This window comes from Nocardia vinacea NBRC 16497 (genome assembly GCF_000308835.1).
In the GTDB taxonomy this organism is placed as follows: domain Bacteria; phylum Actinomycetota; class Actinomycetes; order Mycobacteriales; family Mycobacteriaceae; genus Nocardia; species Nocardia vinacea.
Window position 1 is genome coordinate 1 of the sequence record NZ_BAGN01000066.1, and the last position, 19,629, is coordinate 19,629.

Annotated in this window: 21 protein-coding genes and 2 pseudogenes; 15 read left to right on the forward strand and 8 right to left on the reverse strand. The window is 66.1% G+C overall.

The window, feature by feature from the left end; all coding sequences use genetic code 11:
* From ON44_RS07380 to ON44_RS07400, 5 genes are all read left to right on the forward strand, one after another.
* A partial coding sequence (locus ON44_RS07380) for a sensor histidine kinase (protein ID WP_040687332.1) occupies positions 1 to 235 on the forward strand: 235 nt, incomplete at its 5' end.
* 129 nt (positions 236 to 364) lie between these two features.
* Entirely contained in the window at positions 365 to 1,282 is a 918-nt protein-coding gene (locus ON44_RS07385; protein ID WP_040687334.1) for a universal stress protein, read from the forward strand.
* A 30-nt stretch (positions 1,283 to 1,312) separates the two neighbouring features.
* On the forward strand, positions 1,313 to 2,182 hold the full coding sequence (locus ON44_RS07390; RefSeq protein WP_040687336.1) for a universal stress protein: 870 nt from the start codon (positions 1,313 to 1,315) through the stop codon (positions 2,180 to 2,182).
* A gap of 129 nt (positions 2,183 to 2,311) precedes the next feature.
* Entirely contained in the window at positions 2,312 to 3,688 is a 1,377-nt protein-coding gene (locus tag ON44_RS07395; RefSeq protein ID WP_083897705.1) for a phosphatase PAP2 family protein, read from the forward strand.
* A complete protein-coding gene (locus ON44_RS07400) occupies positions 3,654 to 4,835 on the forward strand; it encodes an AI-2E family transporter (protein ID WP_083897706.1) in 1,182 nt (393 codons plus the stop codon). The genes ON44_RS07395 and ON44_RS07400 overlap by 35 nt, the downstream gene beginning before the upstream one ends.
* 130 nt (positions 4,836 to 4,965) lie before the next feature.
* Here the strand turns inward: ON44_RS07400 and ON44_RS07405 are convergent, their stop codons facing one another.
* Positions 4,966 to 5,814 carry a 3-hydroxyacyl-CoA dehydrogenase gene (locus tag ON44_RS07405; RefSeq protein WP_040687338.1) on the reverse strand — a complete coding sequence of 283 codons (849 nt, stop codon included), beginning with the start codon at positions 5,812 to 5,814 and terminating at the stop codon, positions 4,966 to 4,968.
* A 249-nt stretch (positions 5,815 to 6,063) separates the two neighbouring features.
* Here ON44_RS07405 and ON44_RS07410 point away from each other — a divergent pair, with 249 nt between their 5' ends.
* Together ON44_RS07410 and ON44_RS07415 are read left to right on the forward strand one after the other, a co-directional pair.
* Positions 6,064 to 6,306: a hypothetical protein gene (locus tag ON44_RS07410; protein WP_051181685.1), complete on the forward strand. Its 243-nt coding sequence runs from the start codon at positions 6,064 to 6,066 to the stop codon at positions 6,304 to 6,306.
* Positions 6,307 to 6,419: 113 nt separating this feature from the next.
* On the forward strand, positions 6,420 to 6,782 hold the full coding sequence (locus ON44_RS07415) for a helix-turn-helix domain-containing protein (protein WP_040687340.1): 363 nt from the start codon (positions 6,420 to 6,422) through the stop codon (positions 6,780 to 6,782).
* Positions 6,783 to 6,784: 2 nt separating this feature from the next.
* Here the strand turns inward: ON44_RS07415 and ON44_RS07420 are convergent, their stop codons facing one another.
* From ON44_RS07420 to ON44_RS07445, 6 genes are all read right to left on the reverse strand, one after another.
* Positions 6,785 to 7,378, reverse strand: coding sequence for a ClpP family protease (locus ON44_RS07420; RefSeq protein WP_040687342.1), 594 nt, complete (start codon positions 7,376 to 7,378; stop codon positions 6,785 to 6,787).
* Positions 7,375 to 7,980, reverse strand: a complete 606-nt coding sequence (locus tag ON44_RS07425; RefSeq protein ID WP_040687344.1) for a ClpP family protease — start codon at positions 7,978 to 7,980, stop codon at positions 7,375 to 7,377. Before ON44_RS07425 ends, ON44_RS07420 begins: the two co-directional genes overlap by 4 nt.
* Before the next feature lie 72 nt (positions 7,981 to 8,052).
* Positions 8,053 to 8,328, reverse strand: a complete 276-nt coding sequence (locus tag ON44_RS07430; protein ID WP_040687346.1) for a DUF2277 domain-containing protein — start codon at positions 8,326 to 8,328, stop codon at positions 8,053 to 8,055.
* Between the two features lie 55 nt (positions 8,329 to 8,383).
* Positions 8,384 to 10,222 (reverse strand): hypothetical protein, encoded by a 1,839-nt coding sequence (locus ON44_RS07435; protein WP_040687348.1) that lies wholly within the window; start codon positions 10,220 to 10,222, stop codon positions 8,384 to 8,386.
* 81 nt (positions 10,223 to 10,303) lie between these two features.
* Positions 10,304 to 12,103, reverse strand: a complete 1,800-nt coding sequence (locus ON44_RS07440; RefSeq protein WP_040687350.1) for a thiamine pyrophosphate-requiring protein — start codon at positions 12,101 to 12,103, stop codon at positions 10,304 to 10,306.
* 120 nt (positions 12,104 to 12,223) lie between these two features.
* The gene (locus ON44_RS07445; RefSeq protein ID WP_085998494.1) at positions 12,224 to 13,480 is read right to left on the reverse strand and encodes a serine hydrolase domain-containing protein; all 1,257 of its coding nucleotides are present in this window, start codon (positions 13,478 to 13,480) and stop codon (positions 12,224 to 12,226) included.
* A 95-nt stretch (positions 13,481 to 13,575) separates the two neighbouring features.
* Between ON44_RS07445 and ON44_RS07450 the strand changes: the two genes are divergently transcribed.
* From ON44_RS07450 to ON44_RS07475, 7 genes and pseudogenes are all read left to right on the forward strand, one after another.
* Positions 13,576 to 13,905 (forward strand): hypothetical protein, encoded by a 330-nt coding sequence (locus tag ON44_RS07450; protein ID WP_040687352.1) that lies wholly within the window; start codon positions 13,576 to 13,578, stop codon positions 13,903 to 13,905.
* A gap of 191 nt (positions 13,906 to 14,096) precedes the next feature.
* Positions 14,097 to 14,285, forward strand: a pseudogene (locus ON44_RS48045) (glycoside hydrolase family 15 protein); the annotation flags it as partial.
* A 9-nt stretch (positions 14,286 to 14,294) separates the two neighbouring features.
* Positions 14,295 to 15,266 (forward strand): annotated as a pseudogene (locus ON44_RS07455) (SDR family oxidoreductase).
* An 83-nt stretch (positions 15,267 to 15,349) separates the two neighbouring features.
* Complete coding sequence (locus tag ON44_RS07460; RefSeq protein ID WP_040687354.1) at positions 15,350 to 15,913, forward strand: nucleotidyltransferase family protein; 564 nt, start codon at positions 15,350 to 15,352, stop codon at positions 15,911 to 15,913.
* Positions 15,914 to 16,165, forward strand: a complete 252-nt coding sequence (locus ON44_RS50005; protein WP_040687356.1) for a BON domain-containing protein — start codon at positions 15,914 to 15,916, stop codon at positions 16,163 to 16,165.
* Positions 16,166 to 16,183: 18 nt separating this feature from the next.
* Positions 16,184 to 16,906, forward strand: coding sequence for a metallophosphoesterase family protein (locus ON44_RS07470; protein ID WP_040687359.1), 723 nt, complete (start codon positions 16,184 to 16,186; stop codon positions 16,904 to 16,906).
* Positions 16,907 to 16,918: 12 nt separating this feature from the next.
* Complete coding sequence (locus ON44_RS07475; protein ID WP_040687361.1) at positions 16,919 to 17,371, forward strand: hypothetical protein; 453 nt, start codon at positions 16,919 to 16,921, stop codon at positions 17,369 to 17,371.
* Positions 17,372 to 17,375: 4 nt separating this feature from the next.
* Here ON44_RS07475 and ON44_RS07480 read toward each other — a convergent pair whose 3' ends face one another.
* Positions 17,376 to 18,017 (reverse strand): TetR/AcrR family transcriptional regulator C-terminal domain-containing protein, encoded by a 642-nt coding sequence (locus ON44_RS07480; RefSeq protein WP_040687426.1) that lies wholly within the window; start codon positions 18,015 to 18,017, stop codon positions 17,376 to 17,378.
* A 92-nt stretch (positions 18,018 to 18,109) separates the two neighbouring features.
* Here ON44_RS07480 and ON44_RS07485 point away from each other — a divergent pair, with 92 nt between their 5' ends.
* On the forward strand, positions 18,110 to 19,612 hold the full coding sequence (locus tag ON44_RS07485) for an FAD-dependent monooxygenase (RefSeq protein WP_040687364.1): 1,503 nt from the start codon (positions 18,110 to 18,112) through the stop codon (positions 19,610 to 19,612).
* The last annotated feature ends 17 nt before the right edge of the window (positions 19,613 to 19,629 follow it).

The following is a 19,629-nucleotide window of genomic DNA, read 5'->3' on the forward strand; positions in this document are numbered from 1 at the left end:
AGTGAGCAACGTGGTGCGGCACGCGTCGGCGACGATGGTATCGGTCCAGCTCCGGGTGCGCGACGATGTCACCATCGAGGTGACCGACGACGGTGTCGGCGTCCCCGACGACTTCGAGCGCATGAGCGGACTGGCGAATCTGGCGACACGCGCCGAACAGGCCGGCGGCAGTTTCAGCATTTCGAAGGGCGCGAACGGCGGGACGGTGCTGCGCTGGTCGGCACCGCTGCCCTGAACTGTCTTGCCTGAGCATGGTATGAGCGGTCTTTAGGCCCTGTGGTTCGTGACCAATGCCAGGCGTGCGCGACCCCCTCGGATTCCTAACCTACGGGTAGCTGATATCTCGGAACCCGAAGGGACATCCATGACCGCCCAGCACCGCGATGAACCACACCGGCTGGCGTCGGCCGAAGTAGTGGTCGGAACCGACGGCTCCGAGGCGGCCGATCTCGCCGTTCGCTGGGCCGCCGAGACCGCCTCCCAGCGGGGTCGGCGCCTGCGCATCGTGCACGGTCTCGACCTCGCGGCGGCGGGGTCGGTCTACGGGATGTACGACGTGATCATGCCGCCGGTGATCGATGCGATCCGCCGCAAGGGCACGGACGTGCTGCGCACGGCACGCCGACTCGCCCATCAGGTCGACCCGGGCCTGACCGTGGAAACCGAACTCTCCGAAGCCAATCCGGCACATCTGTTGATCGAGCTGTCCGAAGCGGCGCATCTGGTCGCGATCGGCACAGCGGGTTCCGGCGGCACCCTGAGCTATCTCGGATCGACGCTGCTCGCGGTCGCCAGCCATGGCCGCGGTGCGATCGTGGTCGTGCGTGACACCGGCACCGAACAGCAGACCCGACGCGTCGGCCCGGTTGTGCTCGGTATCGACGGCGGACCAGCCGGCACGGCCGCCGTCGGGGCCGCGTTCGCCGAAGCCAGCGAACGCAGAACCCGGCTCGTCGCTGTCCACGCTTGGAGCGACCTGTATTTCGACCGCATCGCCGGCCTCCCCTACGCCGTCTGCGATCACGACGCCGAGACCGCCGGACAGGCGATCCTGGCCGAGCAGCTCACTGGCTGGCAGGAGAAGTACCCGGACGTGCAGGTCATCCGCAAGGTGTACCTGTCGGGTCCGCGGCAGGCGCTGTGTGAATGGTCGCGGTCGGCGCAGCTGCTGGTGGTCGGCAGCCGGGGGCGCGGTGGATTCCGCGGACTGCTGCTCGGCTCCACCGGCGACGCGCTGGTCCAGACCGCGCACTGCCCGGTCATGGTCGTCCGCCCGCAGTAGCGCGGTCACGCTGACGGGCTACGAAATCCCATGTCCACCACCATAAATCCCCCCGTGCTCGTCGGCATCGACGGCTCCGACGCCGCCGCCGATGCGGTGCGCTGGGCCGCGGTCGACGCCGTCCACCACCGCGCGCGCCTGCATATCGTGTACGGCATCGGCGCCCCGATGGACTTCGGCCCCGGAATAGCCTTCGACCAAATCGATTACGACGCCTATCGAGCGGCCGGTGCCGCCGCCGTCACCGCTGCCCACGCCTACGCGACCGCGGCGGCCGGACCCGTCGGCGAACTGGAAATCACCACCTTCGTGGTCGACGCGCCACCGATCCCGGTTCTACTCGACCGCTCCAAGGATGCGCGCATGCTCGTCGTCGGCACCCGCGGTCTGGGCGCCTTCCGCCGTGGCCTGCTCGGCTCGGTGAGCACCGCTGTCGCAAGGCACGCACACTGTCCGGTCGCCGTCATTCCCGCATCCGAAGACTACAAAGCCGATCGGCTGCTCGGACCGGTGCTCGTGGGTGTCGACGGCTCCCCCAGCGCCGCCCGCGCCATCGAGGTCGCCTTCGATCAGGCCGCCCATCGCACGGTCGGACTGCGCGCGGTACTCACCTGGTCCGAATTCAACCGCTATATCTCCCGCGAGGAGATGCAGAAAGAGGCCGAGGCGTTGCTCTCCGAGAGCCTGGCGGGCTATGCGGAAAAGTATCCGGACGTGGAGGTCGAGCGCGTGGTCGTCGAGGATCGACCGGCCAGATGCCTACTCGCCGAAGCGGAATACGCCCAACTGATCGTTCTGGGCAGCCGCGGCCGTGGCGGCTTCGCGGGCATGACCCTCGGCTCGGTCAGCCAGGCTGTCCTACACGCCACCGACTGTCCCCTCATCATCGCCCGACCCTGATATCCGGCCCGCCCGGGTAGCGCTTCAGTACGCTCCGGCACCGACCGGTCCGCAAGCGCACGCAGCGAGTTCCCAGGTTGCGTTAATCGGGACGCACGGTGGTGTTCACATCCTGTTTACGATGTCGGAATGTTGATTCAGGACGCGCAGGAGAGATCGGGTGCACCTGCGGGGGAAGTGGGGACTGCGCGTCCGTGGCGAACTCGGTTGATCTGGGGCAGTATCGCGGGCGCGGTCGTGGTGTTGATCGCGGGGCAGTTGATGGCTGTGCATATCAACGCGCTCGGGCCGCTGACCAGTCTTTCTTGGGATTATGTCGGGCGGCCCAAATCGGCGACCACGCCGTGGGCCGGGTTTCTACTGGCGCTGATCGGTGTCTCCTGGAATGTGCGGGTGCGCGCGCTGGCGGCCGCGGTCGGCATCGATGTGGTTTTCGTGATCATTCGCGCGATCGAGGGGCGGTTGTTCACGGTCGGGAACGGTCCGACCATTGTGCTCACCGCGCTGGCGGTGATCGCCGCCATGCGCTGGACCGGTGCGCGGCGCGAAACCGCGCTGCGCACAATCGCTCTCGGTGCGCTGCTGATTCTGGCGACGAAGGTCGGCGAGATCTGGCTGGACATCACCGCATGGGCCTGCCCGACTGTGCTGGATCCCTATGCGGAACTGGCCGATCACGCGCTCGGCAATCCGTCGTGGCTCGTCGGACAGGTACTCGACGCGGTAGGACCGGTGCCGCTGGGTGTGGTGCGTTGGGTGTATTTCGAACTGCCGGTCGCGGCCATTGTGGTCGCGGCGTGGCAACTGCGCGGCGTCACCGCGGGTATGTGGCCGCGGCACTATCTGGTGCGCACATTCCTGACCCTCGGTGTGGTCGGACCACTGTTCTATGTGGTCTTCCCGGTGGTCGGGCCGGTGCTCGCGTTCGGCCCGGAGGGGCAGGGTTTCGAACTCGCCGATGTCTGGCCGAATATCGTTCCGGCGCTGCCGTCCTCGGTCGATTCGATGCCCTTCGACGGCATCACACCGCGTAACTGCATGCCGTCACTGCATACGGCGTGGGCGCTGTCGCTGTTCATCCACTCTCGGCGCGGGCCGCTCTGGTTGCGCTGGGGTGGTGCGTTCTGGCTGGTCTGCACCCTCGTCGCGACGCTGGGCCTCGGGGCGCATTACGGCGTCGACCTCGTCGCGGGCGCGGCGCTGTGCCTGACCGTCGAATCCGTCCTGCGCGATCCGGACCGGGGTTGGGACAGCGGTCGCGCCCGGGTTGTGGCCTTCGGTATCGCGACCTTCGCAGGGGTGCTGCTGTGCGTGCGCTTCCTCGCACTGCCGATGGCGAACTACCCGCTCCCGTTCGGCGTCGCGATTCTGGGTGTCTTCGCCGCACTGGCGTTCACCTTCTACCGGACCTGGTTCGCCGCAAATGACTCGGCAAAGGTTGACCCACCGAGTCCTGCGCAGCGTGCCGATGATGGCACCGCCCGGCTGTCTCCCGTGCCAGACTGACGGCGTGAGTGAGCAGGACGGCACCGAGAAGAACCGCCCACCGACCCGCGACCGCGGCGACGCGATCGGCACCGGACTCATCTGGCTGGCCAAATGGTCGCTGTGCATTGTGGCGATCGCTGCGGGCGCGTGGGTGCTCGGCACCGTCGTCGCCGCCCTGTGGGTGGTACTGCTGCCGATCGCGCTGGCGCTGATCGTCGCGACCGTATTGTGGCCGCCGACCCGCTGGCTCACCGCGCACGGCTTTCGGCCGGCCGCTGCGGCAACGGTCAGCCTGCTCGGATTCATCGGAGTCCTCGCAGGTGTCATCGCCCTGATCGTTCCGTCGGTCGTGGACCAAGCCCCGGAGCTCGCCGACAAAGCCACCGCGGGTGTCAACAAGGTGCGGGATTGGCTGCGCGGTCCGCCGCTGCGCATACGCGACGAGCAGTTGCAAGCCGCGGTGGACGGGATCACGCAGCGGCTGAAGTCCAGTTCGGAACAGATCGCCTCCGGCGTCTTCACCGGCGTGACCACCGCGACCTCCACGCTGGTGACGCTGTTCCTGGTGCTGGTACTAGCGTTTTTCTTCATCAAGGACGGTCCACGGCTGCTGCCGTGGCTGCATGCCGTACTCGGCAGTCGCGGCGGCAGGCACCTCGAGGAGGTGCTGAATCGGATCTGGTCCACCCTCGGCGGATTCATCCGCGTCCAGGCGCTGGTAAGTCTGATCGACGCGGTGTTCATCGGCGCCGGACTGGTGATCCTGCACGTCCCCCTGGCACTCGTGCTCGCGGTGATCACCTTTATCGGCGGTTTCGTGCCGATGGTCGGCGCATTCGTCGCCGGGGCGCTGGCGGTGCTCGTGGCACTGGTCGGCAATGGCGTCACCACCGCGCTGATCGTGCTCGGCATCATCATCGCCGTCCAGCAATTGGAAGGCAATGTGCTGCAACCGGTTTTGCAGGCCCGCAGCATGAAATTGCATGCCGTGGTGGTCCTGGTCTCGATCACCGCGGGCGCCTCCCTCTACGGCGTCGTCGGCGCCTTCCTCGCGGTACCGGTAGCGGCCGTCATCGCGGTGCTGGCCCGCTACCTCGGCGAGCAGATCGACGTCGTCACCGCACCACCCGACGAATCCCCCGAACCCGAGCCCGCGCCGGAATAGCTGTCGCAGAGCGATTGACTACGGGAGCGGCGCCGTTCTCGGTCTGGTGATCGACAACGAGCGCTACCCGGCGAGCGAATTCCGCGAAATGCTCACCCGCCTCGGTGTCGACCTCGAAATGCATCCGGAGCTATTCGGAGTACTTGTAGAAACCCTCCCCGGTGGCGATGCCGAGCTTGCCCTTATCGATGTAGTTGGTCTTGAGCCAGGTCGCGAGTTCCTGCCCCTCCGCACTGTTGACCAGGATGTTGTAGGGCGTGGTCAGCCCGATGACGTCGAGCATCTGGAATGGGCCGACCGGTGCGCCGGTGCCGATCCGCCAGGTTTTGTCGACCGCCTCCGGTTCGGCGAATCCGCCCGCGGTGAGCGCCATGGCCGCATTGAGCAGCGGCACGAGCAGCGAATTGAGGACGTAACCCGCCTTCTCCCTGTGCAATTCGATCGGCTCCATGCCGATCGCGGCGGCGAACTCGACGACCGCTCGAAAGATCTGCGGATCGGTCTCGGGCGTGCCCATCACCTCGGCGGTGTTGTACCGCCACACCTGATTCGCGAAGTGCAACGCGAGGAATTTGTCCGGGCGGCCGGTGTAGTCCTTGATATCGCTGGGCAGCAGGGTGGACGAATTGGTGGCGAAGATCGTCTTCGCCGGCGCGAGTTCGCCCAGCTGCCGGTAGGTCTGCTCCTTGACGGTGAGCACCTCCGGCACCGCCTCGATCACGAGGTCGGCGTCCTGCACCGCCGCGGCCAGATCCGTCGTCAGGACGATGGCCGCCTCGGTCTGGTCGGCCTTGCTATCACCGCCCGGCACTTCGATGCGATAGGTCGCCGCGAGCTTGGTGAAACGGCCGCGAGCAGCGACAATGGCCTCTTCGCTGATGTCGTAGGCGGTGACATCGAATCCGTGGAATGCGGTCTGGAATGCGATCTGCGATCCCAGCACTCCGGTTCCGAGGACGGTCACCTTGCGGATGGCCATTTGCTATCTCCTTCCTTCGGCGCGGACCGCAGCCGGGCCGTGCAGGTAGACCAATCGTACGAAACCCAGCGGTGCGAGCAGTTCCCACATCGAGGCTTCACCGGTCATCGACTCAGCTACGGATGGTCCCAGCTAACTCACAGCCACAGGCTAGGGTGCGCAAATTTTGCGATTCCAAGATTGTCTTGTCGGTCCGGATCGGACGGGTCGGCGGTCTCGGACGGAGACCCGACAACAGGAGGAACGTGCATGAAGATCAAGTCGAAGCTGGCGAAGGGTGCGATCGCGGGCGGTGTGCTGGTCGGCGTGCTGGGCGTTGGTGCGGGTGTGGCGAGCGCCGATCCCGGGCAGGATCAGCGTCCGGGTGTCGAGCAGCAACAGCAGGGCCACGATCAGCAGCGCGGGGATCAGCGTCAGGACCAGCAGCGGCATGATCAGCAGCCCCAGGGCCACGGCTTCTGGTTCTTCGGCCAGTGGATTCCGCTGCCCTGATCTCGACTCGATGCGAAAGGCCCTGTGTCCGTTGGACATGGGGCCTTCGTCGGTTTGTCCGCCCACAGCGTAATGCCCGGCCGGATCAGCGGCCGCGGTCGTAGGCTCGCCCTATGACCGAGCTGCACTCGATCCAAGGCGGACGCGACGACCGACCTCGACGCACCGAGGAACCGCTGTGGCGCGAGGTACTCGGCGAACGGCTGCGCACGCTGCGGCAGGAGCAACGCGAGACCCTCGTCGAAACCGCCGGTCGCGCGGGTATTTCGCCGCAATACCTGTCCGAGGTGGAGCGCGGCCGCAAGGAACCGTCGAGCGAGATGATCGCGGCGCTGGCCGGTGCGCTCGGCACCACACTGTTCGGTCTCACCGAGCAGGTGGCCGACGAATTGCGCGCTCATCGTCGGCTCACCTTCGCCCGGCAGGCCGCGCCGCGGGCAAGCGCCGGACCGACCCTCATGGCACTCGCCGCCTAGGATCACGCGGCGCGGACACCCAGCACGTTGTCGACCAGGCCGTATTCGACGGCCGCCGGTGCGGTGAAGACGCGATCACGATCGGTGTCGTGACGTAGCCGCTCGGCTGGTTGCCCGGTGTGCCGCGACAGGATCGACTCGATTTCCGCGCGCATCCGCACCAACTCGTCGGCTTGCAGGATCAGATCGGGAATCGCGCCCTGACCGCGGGCGGCGGGCTGATGTAGGACGACCCGGGCGTGCGGCAGCAAGGAACGGCGACCGGGTTCGCCACCGGCCAGCAGTACCGCGCCGACCGCGATGGCTTGGCCGACGCAGGTGGTCGCCACCGGGGCCTTGATGAATTGCATGGTGTCGTACACCGCGAGCATTGCGGACAGATCGCCGCCCTCGCAGTTGATGTACAGATTGATCTCCTGCTCCGGACTCTCCGACTCCAGGTGCAGCAGCTGGGCGATGAGCGCGTTGGCGACGCCGGAGTCGATCGGAGTGCCGAGGTAGACGATCCGCTCGGCGAGCAGGTGCGAGTAGATATCGGTGATTCGCTCGCCACCGCGCGGATGCTGGGCGATCACATTGGGAATGGTGTAGGTCATGCCGAAATTCCGATCCGCTGGCGCTGGGGCACGATTTCCCCGAACGAGCCGACAATATGGTCGATGAAGCCGTACTCCTTGGCCTGGGCCGCGCTGAACCAGCGGTCGTGCAGCGAATCCTCGTAGATGCGGTCGTACGGTTGACCGGTATCCCCCGCGATAATGCCGAGCACCGTCTCCACGGTGTAGCGCAGGTCATCGGCCTGCACTTCGACGTCGACGGCGCTGCCGCCGATTCCGGCCGAGCCCTGGTGCATCAGCACCCTGGCGTGCGGCAGCGCGAACCGACGCCCCGGAGTACCCGCGGACAAAAGGAATTGCCCTGCGCTGCAAGCCAATCCGAGTGCCAGGGTAGAGACCTCGCACGGCACCAGCCGCATCACATCGCGAATGGCGAGCATTGCCGGAACCGAACCACCCGGGGAATGGATCCACAATGAGATCCCCGAATCGGCATCCTCGGCCGCCAAGGTGAGCAACTGCGTCATCAGCAACGTCCCGTTATCGTCGTCGAGCGGGCCGTCCAGCACCAGAATCCGCCTGCTGAGCAGCTGCTCCCTGGCGCGCCAACTGAACAACGGTGTCTTGTCATCGTGAGCCATGACTCCACCGTGCCGCGCGCCTATGCGAAAAATCTCGCCACGCTGCCCACAGCAGATCTGCTCAGAGCAGCGTCAGTCGTGCGAATGCGCGTGGATGCGCGCCTGCACCTCGGGCCGCCGCAGCGGCGGCACGGTCTTCGGCGGAACCTTCCGATCGGGCAATTGTTCGAGCAGCCGCATGGTCGCGGCCGCGATTTCTGCGACCGCAGCGTCGACCGCAGGGCGCGTAGCTGCGGAAATGCTGGACAGCCCGCCAACCTTGCGGACGTACTGCAATGCCGCAGCATGCACTTCTTCCGGGGTGGCGGCGGGCTCCAGCCCACGCAGGGCAGTGATATTTCGGCACATATCCCGAGGCTAGCTCGGGTCGGCCTGGGTTTTAAGGGGCCTTCCCGCGACTAGTTCAGCGCCCCGGCGCGACTGAGGATTCCGCGCGCAGGTCGCGTCGATAGGCGAGGTTGATTCGAACCGCACCCCAGGACAGCGACCAGATGAGAACCAAGGAGCAAATGAGTACGACCAGCGATGCCGCATCGATCAGCCAGGAGGGCCGGTCGAATGAGCGTTCACGTTGGAGCACAGTGATTTCGGGGACGAAGGGGCGCGTGAACTGGTCCAGCGCCGGTACTTCGGCGGCGTCGATACCGGGGTCATGAGGCATATAGATGGGCAGAGCGGTGAGCATTCGGCCGTCGTGCAGTCGCAGGATTGTCTTCCAATTACCGTATGCCGGAACTGGTTTCGTGCTCACATAGTGGCCATCACCGACCCGGCGCAGCTGATCGATCACCAGTCCGCGACCGGGGTTCGAGGAACCGGTGCCACCTTGCCAGGCCAGAATCTGCACCCACTCGGGATCAGCGCCCACCAAATCCTCAGGGGCCAGTGTGATAACGGCGTTGACCATCCGGCCGCCGCTTACCGGTGTCGCATCACGCAACTGGACTGTCGCGGAGGCATTTTCGGGAACATCGACGCGCAAGCCGTTCGCGGTGGCGGCTGCGGTGATCAGCACCGCCGCGATGACGATGCCACGGCGAATCGCGATATGCGGGAGCTCTTCGCCCCGCAGGACCATGCCGAGCAGTACGCCGACCGCACCGCCCACGACACCCACCGGCACCGCCATGACCAATAGCTCCGGCCACATACCGGTCGGCCAGGAGTCCACGAACATCCTTGCCACCCAGAGTGATTCGAGCCAGAGTCCGAGAGTGGCCGCGACCAGTCCGGTCAGCGCGCCCCACCATACGGGTTCGGACATGGGCAGCAGCGCCATCAGTTCCACGATCAGCGCGATTCCGAGATACAGCGGGAAGACATTGTGTGGCGCATCGAGCAGCGGACCTACCAGGACCGCCATGACGGTGCGGACGAAGATCGCGAATACCACCGCGGCCAACGCGCCGCCCCGGCCGAGCGTGTAGCGCGCTGAAATCAGCGCGATCGTACTCGCGGCCGCGATCAGCAGCGGCTGGAACACGAGGCGGAACTGTTCGACGCCGAAGTCGAATTCGACCTGATACACCGACAGGCCGATCAGCAGACCACCGAAGGCGAAGGTGCGGACCAGCCACAGCAGCGGACCGTCGGTGCGATCCGGATCGGGGCGGTCCAGGCGGCCTTCGAATTCCAGCAGCAGCACCGCGACCAGCGACAATCCGGCGCCGCCGATCAGCATCAGATGCGTCGGCCCCCACAGGGTGACGTCCTGGCCGAACAGTCGGTGCCAGATGTCGTCGAGCGGGAAGCCGATGAGGGCGTACAGGCCGGCACCCGCCATCAGCACGCCACCGACCGGGGCGTACCAGTCGCGGGTGATCCGAATCGCGGCCGGACCCGGTTTCTCGTCCAGCGGCAGGATGATGGCCAGCATTCCGGCCATGAACAGGAAGAACAGGCCGATCATGATGAAGTAGTGCGCCGGATTCGCCAGCGGGCCCTCGTCGCGGCCCTTACCGATATGCAGGCTCACATCCCAGATGAAGCCGAACAACGCGGTCAGAATGGTGGCGATGAACAGCGCGAGCGGCAGCGCGACCCAGCCGGGCCGGTTACTCAGCCCGCCGAGTCGATCGGCGGCGGTTTGCAGCCACGTGATGCGGCGGGTGCGGTGCAGATACCCGACCACGGCCAGCACGGCCGCGATGGCGATCGCGGTGCCGGTCAGCACCGCGACCTGGTCGAGTGCGGCTCCGCCGCCCTCGGCCCCGCGCGCGAGTACCGCTGTTACCAGCTCCATCACCTGACACTGCCTAAAGCTCTTCGATCTGCTTGTGCTGTGCCGTCAGCAGATCGACGACGTCCTCGGTCGATGGCGAGGTCATGACGACGAACTCCGATGCGGCACGAATTCCTGCGCTTTGAGCTTGGCGCCCTGCCACATCAGATGCCAGCCATCCGGATCGCCGCGCATAACCGCCTCCGCGGTGTCCTTCATCTGCTCGAAGGTCGCATGCGGCGGAATCGGTGGCACCTCGGGATCGCAGCGCACATCGAGCAGCACCGGGCGATCCGCGCTCAGCGCCTGGCTCCATGCGTCGGCGAGCTGGTCCGGATCGTCGATCGCGACCGACGGCAGACCCATACAGCGCGCCAGATCCGCATAGGAGGTCTCCGGAAGTATCTGCGACTCTTCGAATTTCGGTGCCCCGCCCATCGAGCGCAACTCCCAGGTGACCTGATTCAGATCGTTATTGTGGAAGACACATACGACCAGCCGCGGATCACTCCACTGCCGGTAATAGCGCGCGATGGTGAGCAGTTCGGCCATTCCGTTCATCTGCATGGCGCCATCGCCGACCAAGGCGATGGCCGGTCGTTCCGGATGCGCGAACTTGGCACCGATGGCATAGGGGACGCCGGGTCCCATGGTCGCCAGGGTGCCCGAGAGCGAGCCGCGCGTACCGATGCGGAATCGCAGGCAGCGGGCATACCAGTTGGTGGACGATCCGGAGTCGGCGGTGACGATCGCATTATCCGGAAGCTGTTGCGACAGTTCCCAAACCACCCGCATCGGGTTGACCGGCTTGGCCTGCAACATCGCCTGCCGCTCGACCGTCTCCCACCAGCGGACCACATTCTGCTCGATCTTCTCCCGCCAGGATCGATCCTCCTTGCGGCGAAGTAGCGGAATGAGTTCGGCCAGTGTGGCTTTCGCGTCACCGACCAGATTCACCTCGGTCGGATAGCGCATGCCGATCATGGTGCCGTCGATATCGATCTGCACGGCGCGCGCCTGACCGAACTCCGGCATGAACTGGGTGTACGGGAAGTTCGACCCGACGATGACCAGGGTGTCGCAGTCGCGCATCATCTCATAGCTCGGCCTGGTGCCGAGCAACCCGATCGACCCGGTGACGAACGGCAGGTCATCGGGCAGCACATCCTTGCCGAGCAGCGCCTTCGCCACGCCCGCCCCGGTCAGTTCGGCGAGTTCGACCACCTCACGCGCGGCCGAGCGGGCGCCCTGACCGACGAGCACCGCGACCTTGGATCCGGCATCGATGATCTCGGCGGCGCGTTCGATCTCGGTGTACGGCGCGACCACCGTCGCAGACAACGCATGCGGTGGGCTGGACGGCACCTGCTTGAATTCGTGTTCGGGCGGCTCGTAGGGCTCTTCCTGCAAATCGGCGGGGATGATCACCGCGGTGGGCGCATGCCGGGTCATCGCCGTTCGGAACGCCCGGTCCAGCGCGTTCGGCAATTGGCTCGAGACGTTGACCTCGACCAGATAATCACTGGCAACATCCTTGAACAGGCTCTGCAGGTCGACTTCCTGCTGATAGCTGCCGCCCATGGCGCTGCGCGCGGTCTGACCGACGATCGCTACGACCGGGACATGGTCGAGTTTGGCGTCGTAGAGTCCGTTCAGCAGATGGATCGCACCGGGTCCCGAGGTGGCGGTACAGACGCCGACCTTTCCACTGAATTTGGCGAATCCGGTGGCTTCGAAGGCCGCCATTTCCTCATGCCTGGCCTGCACGAACTGTGGTTTGTTATCCGCCCGACCGAAAGCGGCGACCAGACCGTTGATGCCGTCGCCGGGGTATCCGAAGACTTGGTCAACGCCCCACTCGCGTAGTCGCTGCAGGACATAGTCACCAACCTGTTGCTTCATGAGGATCTCCTGTTGGTATCCGGGTTGGTCAGACCGGTGATACCCAGCGAACGGGCAGGCAATCAGCGGGTGTGCCGCGCACCGGAGTGGGTAGCCGCACTGTGCCGAGACAGGAGGGAATCAGTCGGTGTCGAACAGCCGATCGGCGGGCGCGAGTTGGCTGATGGTGTTCGAGATCTGGGCGACCAGAGCCCATGGGCGTTGGGTATCGGTGGTGGCCTTACCGCTGGTGAGGATCGCGCCGGAGAGCCCGCGGGTGGGATCGGCCCAGCCGTATTGGGTTGTCAGGCCGCTGCGGCCGAAGTGCGACTGGGTGTTCCGCCCGAACTTCGAGCGACGAGCGCCGAGTTCGAAGCCCGCGCTGCTGACTCGTCCGGCCAGGCCGGGTATGCGGCGTGCCGGGCGGATCGCTTCGCGGAGCGTGCCCGGCTCGATGATCCGGACGCCATCGAGTTCGCCACCGCGAGTGAGGATTTCGTAGAAACGGGACAGCTCGTAGGCGGTCGTGACGATATTGCCCGACGGCAGTTCGGCGGTCAGGAAATCCCGATTCGCAGATCTGGCGGTCGCACCGTCCATCCGGCCGCCGAGGGCCTTGCGCGCCAAAAGTATCGACATGCGCGACGGTGGCGGGCCGGTCTTCACGCTGGGCACGACCTTGTCGACATCCTCGGGCCGGACCCCGAAGTTGTTCCAGCGGAAGCCCAATGGGTCGAGCACCTGTTCGGCGAGATGTTCGCGCATCCGCTTCCCGGTGGCCCGCTGCACCAGCAGCCGTTGAATCAAACCGCTGGTCAACGCGTGATAGACCCGGAACCGCCCCGGCCGCCAACTCGGCACCAGATCGGCCAACCCCTGTACGGCCAACTCCTCGTCGAGCACCAGCTCGACGCCCTTGTAGGGCGGCGTAATGAACGGCACACCCGCCGAATGCGACAGCACATCGCCGATGCTGATCGCATCCTTGCCGTGCGCCGCGAACTCCGGAATGTACTTGCACACTGGATCATTCAGCGCGAACGCACCCTGTTCGATCAGCATGAACATCAGCGTCGCGGACACGCCCTTGGCCGTGGAGAACCCGCAGAAGAGTGTCTCCGGTGTCGCGAGCACCTTCTCCGCATCCGGACCGTCTTTCGGCGCGTTCCCCCAGCCGTGCCCGATCGCCCGGTTCAGCACTATCTTTCCGTTGCGCCGCAGACAGGTCTGAATCGCGGGCGTCGTCCCCATCCGGTACCACGCCTGCACCGACGCCCACAGCGCCGCGACGTCGTCGTTCGTCAACCCGGCAGCGGCCGGATCGTCCTCGTGCCCGACCGTCGTCACCGCGTCCAGATCATCGGTGACGGTCACCAACGCGCCAGGAACCACCTTCACCCGGCCAGCATATCGGCGCTGATCTTTCCCCCGATCGAGCCCACGCCCTGGTTTCACGAAACGAGCCGGGGTACTCGGCGGACAGGAGGTGTGACATGCCAAAGGAATGGAGCAATAAACAGGAACGGCAGTACGAGCACATCAGGGACTCGGCAGAAGACCGGGGCGCGAGCCAGAAGCGGGCGAAGGAAATCGCCGCGCGGACGGTCAATAAGAATCGCGCCCAAGCCGGGCAGTCGAAGACCGCGAGCCGTTCCTCGATAAAGGACAAGTCACCACAGCAGCGCGGTGGGCAGCGCTCGGGCCGCAGCGGTCCGAAGGGCCCGACCCGCGACCAGCTGTACAACGAGGCCAGGCAACGCAATATCAAGGGCCGCTCGAAGATGAACAAGCGGCAGCTCGCGCGGGCCCTGGGCAAGGACTGAGGCGGATATGGCCGGGCCGGGCGCCGCGGAGTTCGTGCCGCCGCACGCGAGCCTCGCCGAGTTGCGGCGGGCCTCGTGCGGTACTGCGCGCGCCCGATCGCGACGAGGCTTACGCCGGATTCGTCGCAGACTTGAAAAGGTTGCGAACGGTGTGCGGTGGTACACGACCGATGTGACGGCCGAGAATAACCCAACTCGGACACCAGGTTTCGGCGGCACGCTATTTCGAGCGCAATCGCGCGGCATGCGGTACGCCCGGATTGTTCGCCGAGGAATTCGATGTCCGGCAGCGTCAGTTGCGCGGCAATATGCCGCAGGCCTTTGCGCACGCGATGCTGTTCGAATCCTCGGTCCAGCTCACCCGATTCGGCGATGAGTAAGGGGTTGTGATGAGTTTCGAACCCCGCGTAGTGGTGATCACCGGGGCGAGTGCGGGCATCGGTCGCGCGGCCGCACGCGAATTCGCTTCGAGCGGCTGCAGAGTCGCGCTGCTCGCCCGCGGCGATGCCGGACTAGCGGCCGCGGCCGATGATGTGCGCGCGGCGGGCGGTGAGCCGCTGACGATTCCGGTCGATGTCGCGGATTACGCGGCGGTCGAGGCGGCGGCGACACGGGCCGAGAAGGTGCTCGGCCCCATCGATGCCTGGGTGAACTCGGCCTTCACCTCGGTATTCGCGCCGTTCGAGCAGATTGCCGCCGCAGAGTTCCGGCGGGTCACGGAAGTCACCTATCTCGGCACCGTGCACGGCACCATGGCCGCGCTGTCCCGCATGCGGACACGTGACCGCGGCGCTGTCGTACAAGTCGGCTCGGCGCTGGGGGCCCGCTCGATTCCGCTGCAGTCGGCGTATTGCGCCGCCAAGCACGCGGTCAACGGATTCACCGAGTCGGTGCGGGTCGAACTGATGCACGAAGGCAGCAATGTGCACATCACGCTGGTGCAGGCACCGGCGGTCAATACGCCCCAATTCTCCTGGGTGCTGTCGTGATTGCCGAAGCGGCCACAGCCGGTGGCGCCGATCTACCAACCCGAGATCATCGCGCGCTCGATCGCCTTCGCCGCGAAACATCCTGAGCGCAAGGAATATTGGGTCGGCGCGAGCACTACGGGGACGCTGCTCGCACAACGGCTCGCGCCCAGCCTGCTCGACCGATATCTCGCCCGCACCGGCTACGACTCGCAGCAGACCGATGCCGACGCCGATGCGCGGGCCGACAATCTCTGGGAGCCGGTCGATCGGGCCGGTGGATACGACTTCGGCGCGCACGGCGAGTTCGATGATCGTGCGCATCGGCACAGTACACAGGCGTGGTTGAGCCGAGGGCTCGAGACATTGGCCAGCGGGTTGCGTCGGCATTAGGGCGGTCCGGGTGGGTTGGTCGGGCTGCGTGCGAACCCGAGAAAGAGGCGATTAGCCGACCGAACCGCGGGTATGGCGCACATATGGTCCCGACGATCGACCAACTGCTCCACGCGCTCACCCGGGCGGTGAATACGCTGGCGGATGCCGGTATCCGCTTCGCGGTCGCGGGTGGTTGCGCGGTGTACGCGCGCGGCGGGCCCGCCTCGGAGCACGACGTCGACATCTTCATCAAACCCGCCGACCTGTCGCAGGCGCGCAGTGCGCTGGCCCGCGGCGGATTGCGGATCGCCGAGCCGCCCGAGGACTGGCTGACCAAGGCCTATGAAGGCGGCGTCCTCATCGACCTGATCTACCGGCCGAACAACCGTGCCGTCACCGACGAATTGCTCGACCGCGCCGACATGATGCGTGTCGGCCCGACGATGGCGCCGGTGATCAGCGCGAGCGACCTGATGATCGACAAATTACTGGTCTTCGACGCGCACCGACTGGACCTGAGCCCACTGCTGACGATCGCACGCGATCTGCGCGAACAAGTGGATTGGGAGCGGGTGCGCAAGGAAACCGACATTTCGCCCTATGCCAGAGCCTTCCTCGGACTGCTGGACGATCTCGGAGTAATCGAGCCGAAGCGGGTGGTGTGAATGGATCGACCGCAATATCTGGTCGCGCATCTGCGCCGGGCGCTGGCCGAGGATCCGCGCACCGCCGAACTCGGGGTGCAGGTGACGATCCGCGGCGACGTCGTCGTCCTCGGCGGCGAGGTGAGCAGTATCGAACGCAAGCTGCAGATGGAAAAGGTAGTGCGCGAACAGCTTCCGCGCGCCCACATCCACAACGACGTGCACGTCACGCCACCCTGCGCACCGGGACCCGCCGAGGCGCTGGCGGACTGAGACCGGAAGGAGTGTGGCATGCGGATCGCGGCAATCGGTGACATCCACCTCGGCGCCGAGTCGGGCGGCGAACTCCGCCCGGCACTCGCGGAACTGCACGACCGCGCCGATGTACTGCTGCTGGCCGGTGATCTCACCCGGCACGGCACGGTCGAGGAAGGCCGCGTCGTCGCGGCGGAATTCGCCGATCTCGGCGTTCCGGTCGTCGCGGTGCTCGGCAATCACGACCACCACAGCGACGCGCAGCACGAGATCACGGCCGAGCTCACCGATCACGGCATCACCGTGTTGGAGGGCACCGCAACGGAATTCGCGGTCGACGGACATACTCTCGGCATCGCGGGGACGAAGGGCTTCGGCGGCGGTTTCGCGGGTAAATGCGCGAGCGTCTTCGGTGAACGCGTGATGCGTGAATTCGCCTCGCACACCGTCGACCTCGCGGAGATGCTGCGCGACGCGCTGGCGGGCCTGCACACCGATATCACGATCGCGCTGACCCACTACTCCCCGATCAGCGACACCCTGCACGGCGAGCCACGCGAGATCTACCCGTTCCTCGGTTCCTATCTACTCGGCGAAACCATCGATGACCAGCGCGCCGACCTCGCGATCCACGGGCACGCGCACGCGGGCACCGAACGCGGCACCACCCCGGGCGGCATCCGGGTACGCAATGTGGCTCAACCGGTGGTGCGCACCGCTTACGTCGTTTACGAGCTGACACCGGAAACAAAAGAATAATAAGGAGTACCGATGCCCTCGATCGGATCCATCGCCACGCTGGCAGCGGCGACCGTGGCGGCGGCCTTGCTCGCCGGCTGCGGCAGCAACGGCCCCCTCGGCCCGGTGCCCGCCACCCCGACCTCCCATCCCGACATCACCATCACCTTCTCGTCCCCGGGCAGCTCCGCACAGGTGCCCAATCCGGACGAGATCACCCCGACGGCGGCAAAACAGCTGTGCGACATGCTGAAACCCGAGGTCGACCGTTGGCGCACCGAGGGCGCGCAGCTCGGCAAGCTCGGCTTCAACGGCACGGTGCACGATTGGGCGGCCCGCAACGGCGGCCTCAACGACACTGTCCTGACGGACCGCGCCATCGTCGATCGCATCACCACCACCCAGTGTCCGGACGTCCGGCAACAGGTGCTCGACGCACTGGATATCAGCACTCTCGCCGACGGTCTGGCGGGCTTCGGCCGCTGAGCGCTTACGCGGATCGCGTGGCGAGGATTCCAGCCAGGATGACCCGCAGGCCGCGTTCGAATTCCACATCGGTATCGGCGTCGAACAGCTCGGCCACCATCCGGGCGGTCCGCGGATAACGCTCGGCATCGACGGTCTGCGCCATCCGCGCGGGATCGTAGGGATTGTCGTCCGCGTACTCCGCGCCGGATTGCGCTTGTTCCTCGATGACGAACCCGACCGTGTAGTGCAGCAGGATCGGAAACACTCGCTCGGCATGCTCCACCGAGAAACCCGCGTCCTCGAGCGTGCGCAGGGTCAGTTCCGTGGTGCGCCACATGGCTTCATCGCTGACATAGGTTCCGGCCAGCACCTTCGCCCCATCCCGATAGCGCAGCATCGACCGGCGCAACCGCCCGGCCACCCCCACCACCCAGTCCTGCCAGTCCTCACCCTGCCGCGGCGCCTCGATCCCGTCGACAGCGGAGACGAATACCCGCCGCGCCATCGCATCGAGTAGTTCGCGCTTGTTCTTGACATGCCAATACAGGGCGGGTGCCTGCACGTCCAGGGCCCCGGCCACCTTCCGCATGGTCAATCCGTCGAGACCGACCTCGTCGAGCAAGCCCAACGCCGCCTCGGCGATCACCTTCGCATCGATCTTCACTGTCATCTCCTACTGTCCGACCCTTGACAGCTTAACAATGTTCTGGTCTCCTTAACAACGTTAAATCGCTTAACAACGTTAAGGAGACCGACATGGAAACGACTGATGTGGTGATCGCCGGTGCCGGGCCGACCGGGCTGATGCTGGCCTACGAACTGCGTCTGGCCGGCGTGGATGTCGCGCTCGTCGATGGACTTCCGGCGCGCACCGGCGAATCGCGGGCGGGCGGGATCCACGCCCGTACCATGGAAATCCTCGATCAGCGCGGCCTACTCGACGACCTGCTCCCGCTCGGCCGCGTCATGCAGGCCGGGCACTTCGGCGGCCTGCGCCTGGACTTCAGCGATTTCAATACCCGCTACCCCTTCACCCTGGCCGTCCTGCAGTCGGTGATCGAGCGCGAACTCGACCGGCACGCAACCGAACTCGGCGCGGTCGTGCGGTGGGGTTCGCCCGTTGTCGGTTTCCGGCAGGACGCGGCGGGCGTCGAGGTGGAAATCGGCGGCCCGAATCCACGCCGGATTCGCGCGGCCTACCTGGTCGGCTGCGATGGCGGCCGCAGCACGGTGCGCAAACTGGCGGGCATCGACTACGTCGGCACCGACGCGACCGCGACGGGCATGCTGGCCGATGTCGAACTGGCCGATCCGCCCGCACAGACCGTCTTCGCACACCGCGCCGGTGCGGGCGACTTCTCCGTGGTCCAATTCGAACCCGGCTGGCACCGACTGCTCGTGCAGCGCCACGACCTCGTCCTGGAGCGCGGCGCCGAACTCAGCTTCGAGGACTTCCGCGCCAACTTCACCGAACTCGCCGGCACCGACTTCGGCATGCACAGCCCGCGCTGGATCTCGCACTACAGCGATGCCGCCCGCCAGGCCGACCGCTACCGCGTCGGTCGCGTCTTCCTCGCCGGGGATGCGGCGCACATCCACTACCCGGCGGGCGGTCAGGGCCAGAACCTGGGGTTGCAGGACGCGATGAATCTCGGTTGGAAGCTCGCCGCCACCTTGCGCGGCAACGCATCCGACGAACTCCTCGACACCTATGAGTCCGAACGCCACCCCATCGCCGCCCGCGTCCTGCACAACACCCGCGCCCAGACCGCGCTCGGACGCCCCGGCCCGCACACCGACGCACTGCGCGACATCATGAGCGATCTGATCGATATGGACCAGGTGCGCCACCGCCTCGGCCTGATGATCACCGCACTCGATATCCGCTACGACATCAAGGGCGAGCACCCGCTCATCGGCCGTCGCGTCCCGGATGCCGACCTCGCAACCGCGGACGGCGATACCCGGGTCCACGAGCTGCTGCGCGTGAGTCGTCCAGTCCTGCTGGTACTCAATGGAAGCGAAGTTCCGGCCATCCCGGAATGGCAGGACCGCGTCGAGATCATCAGCGCGGTCGGCCACGGCGAGCACTGGACCATCCCCGGTTTCGGCGCGATCCAAGCTCCCGCCGCCGTCCTGCTGCGCCCCGACGGCTACGTCGCATGGGCTACCGGCGAACCCTCCTCCGCCGGCTTGACCGAAGCACTCACCACCTGGGTCGGAGCCCCCGAATCCACAGGCGGATCAACTGTTCGATGATCAACCCGCCCCTGCTT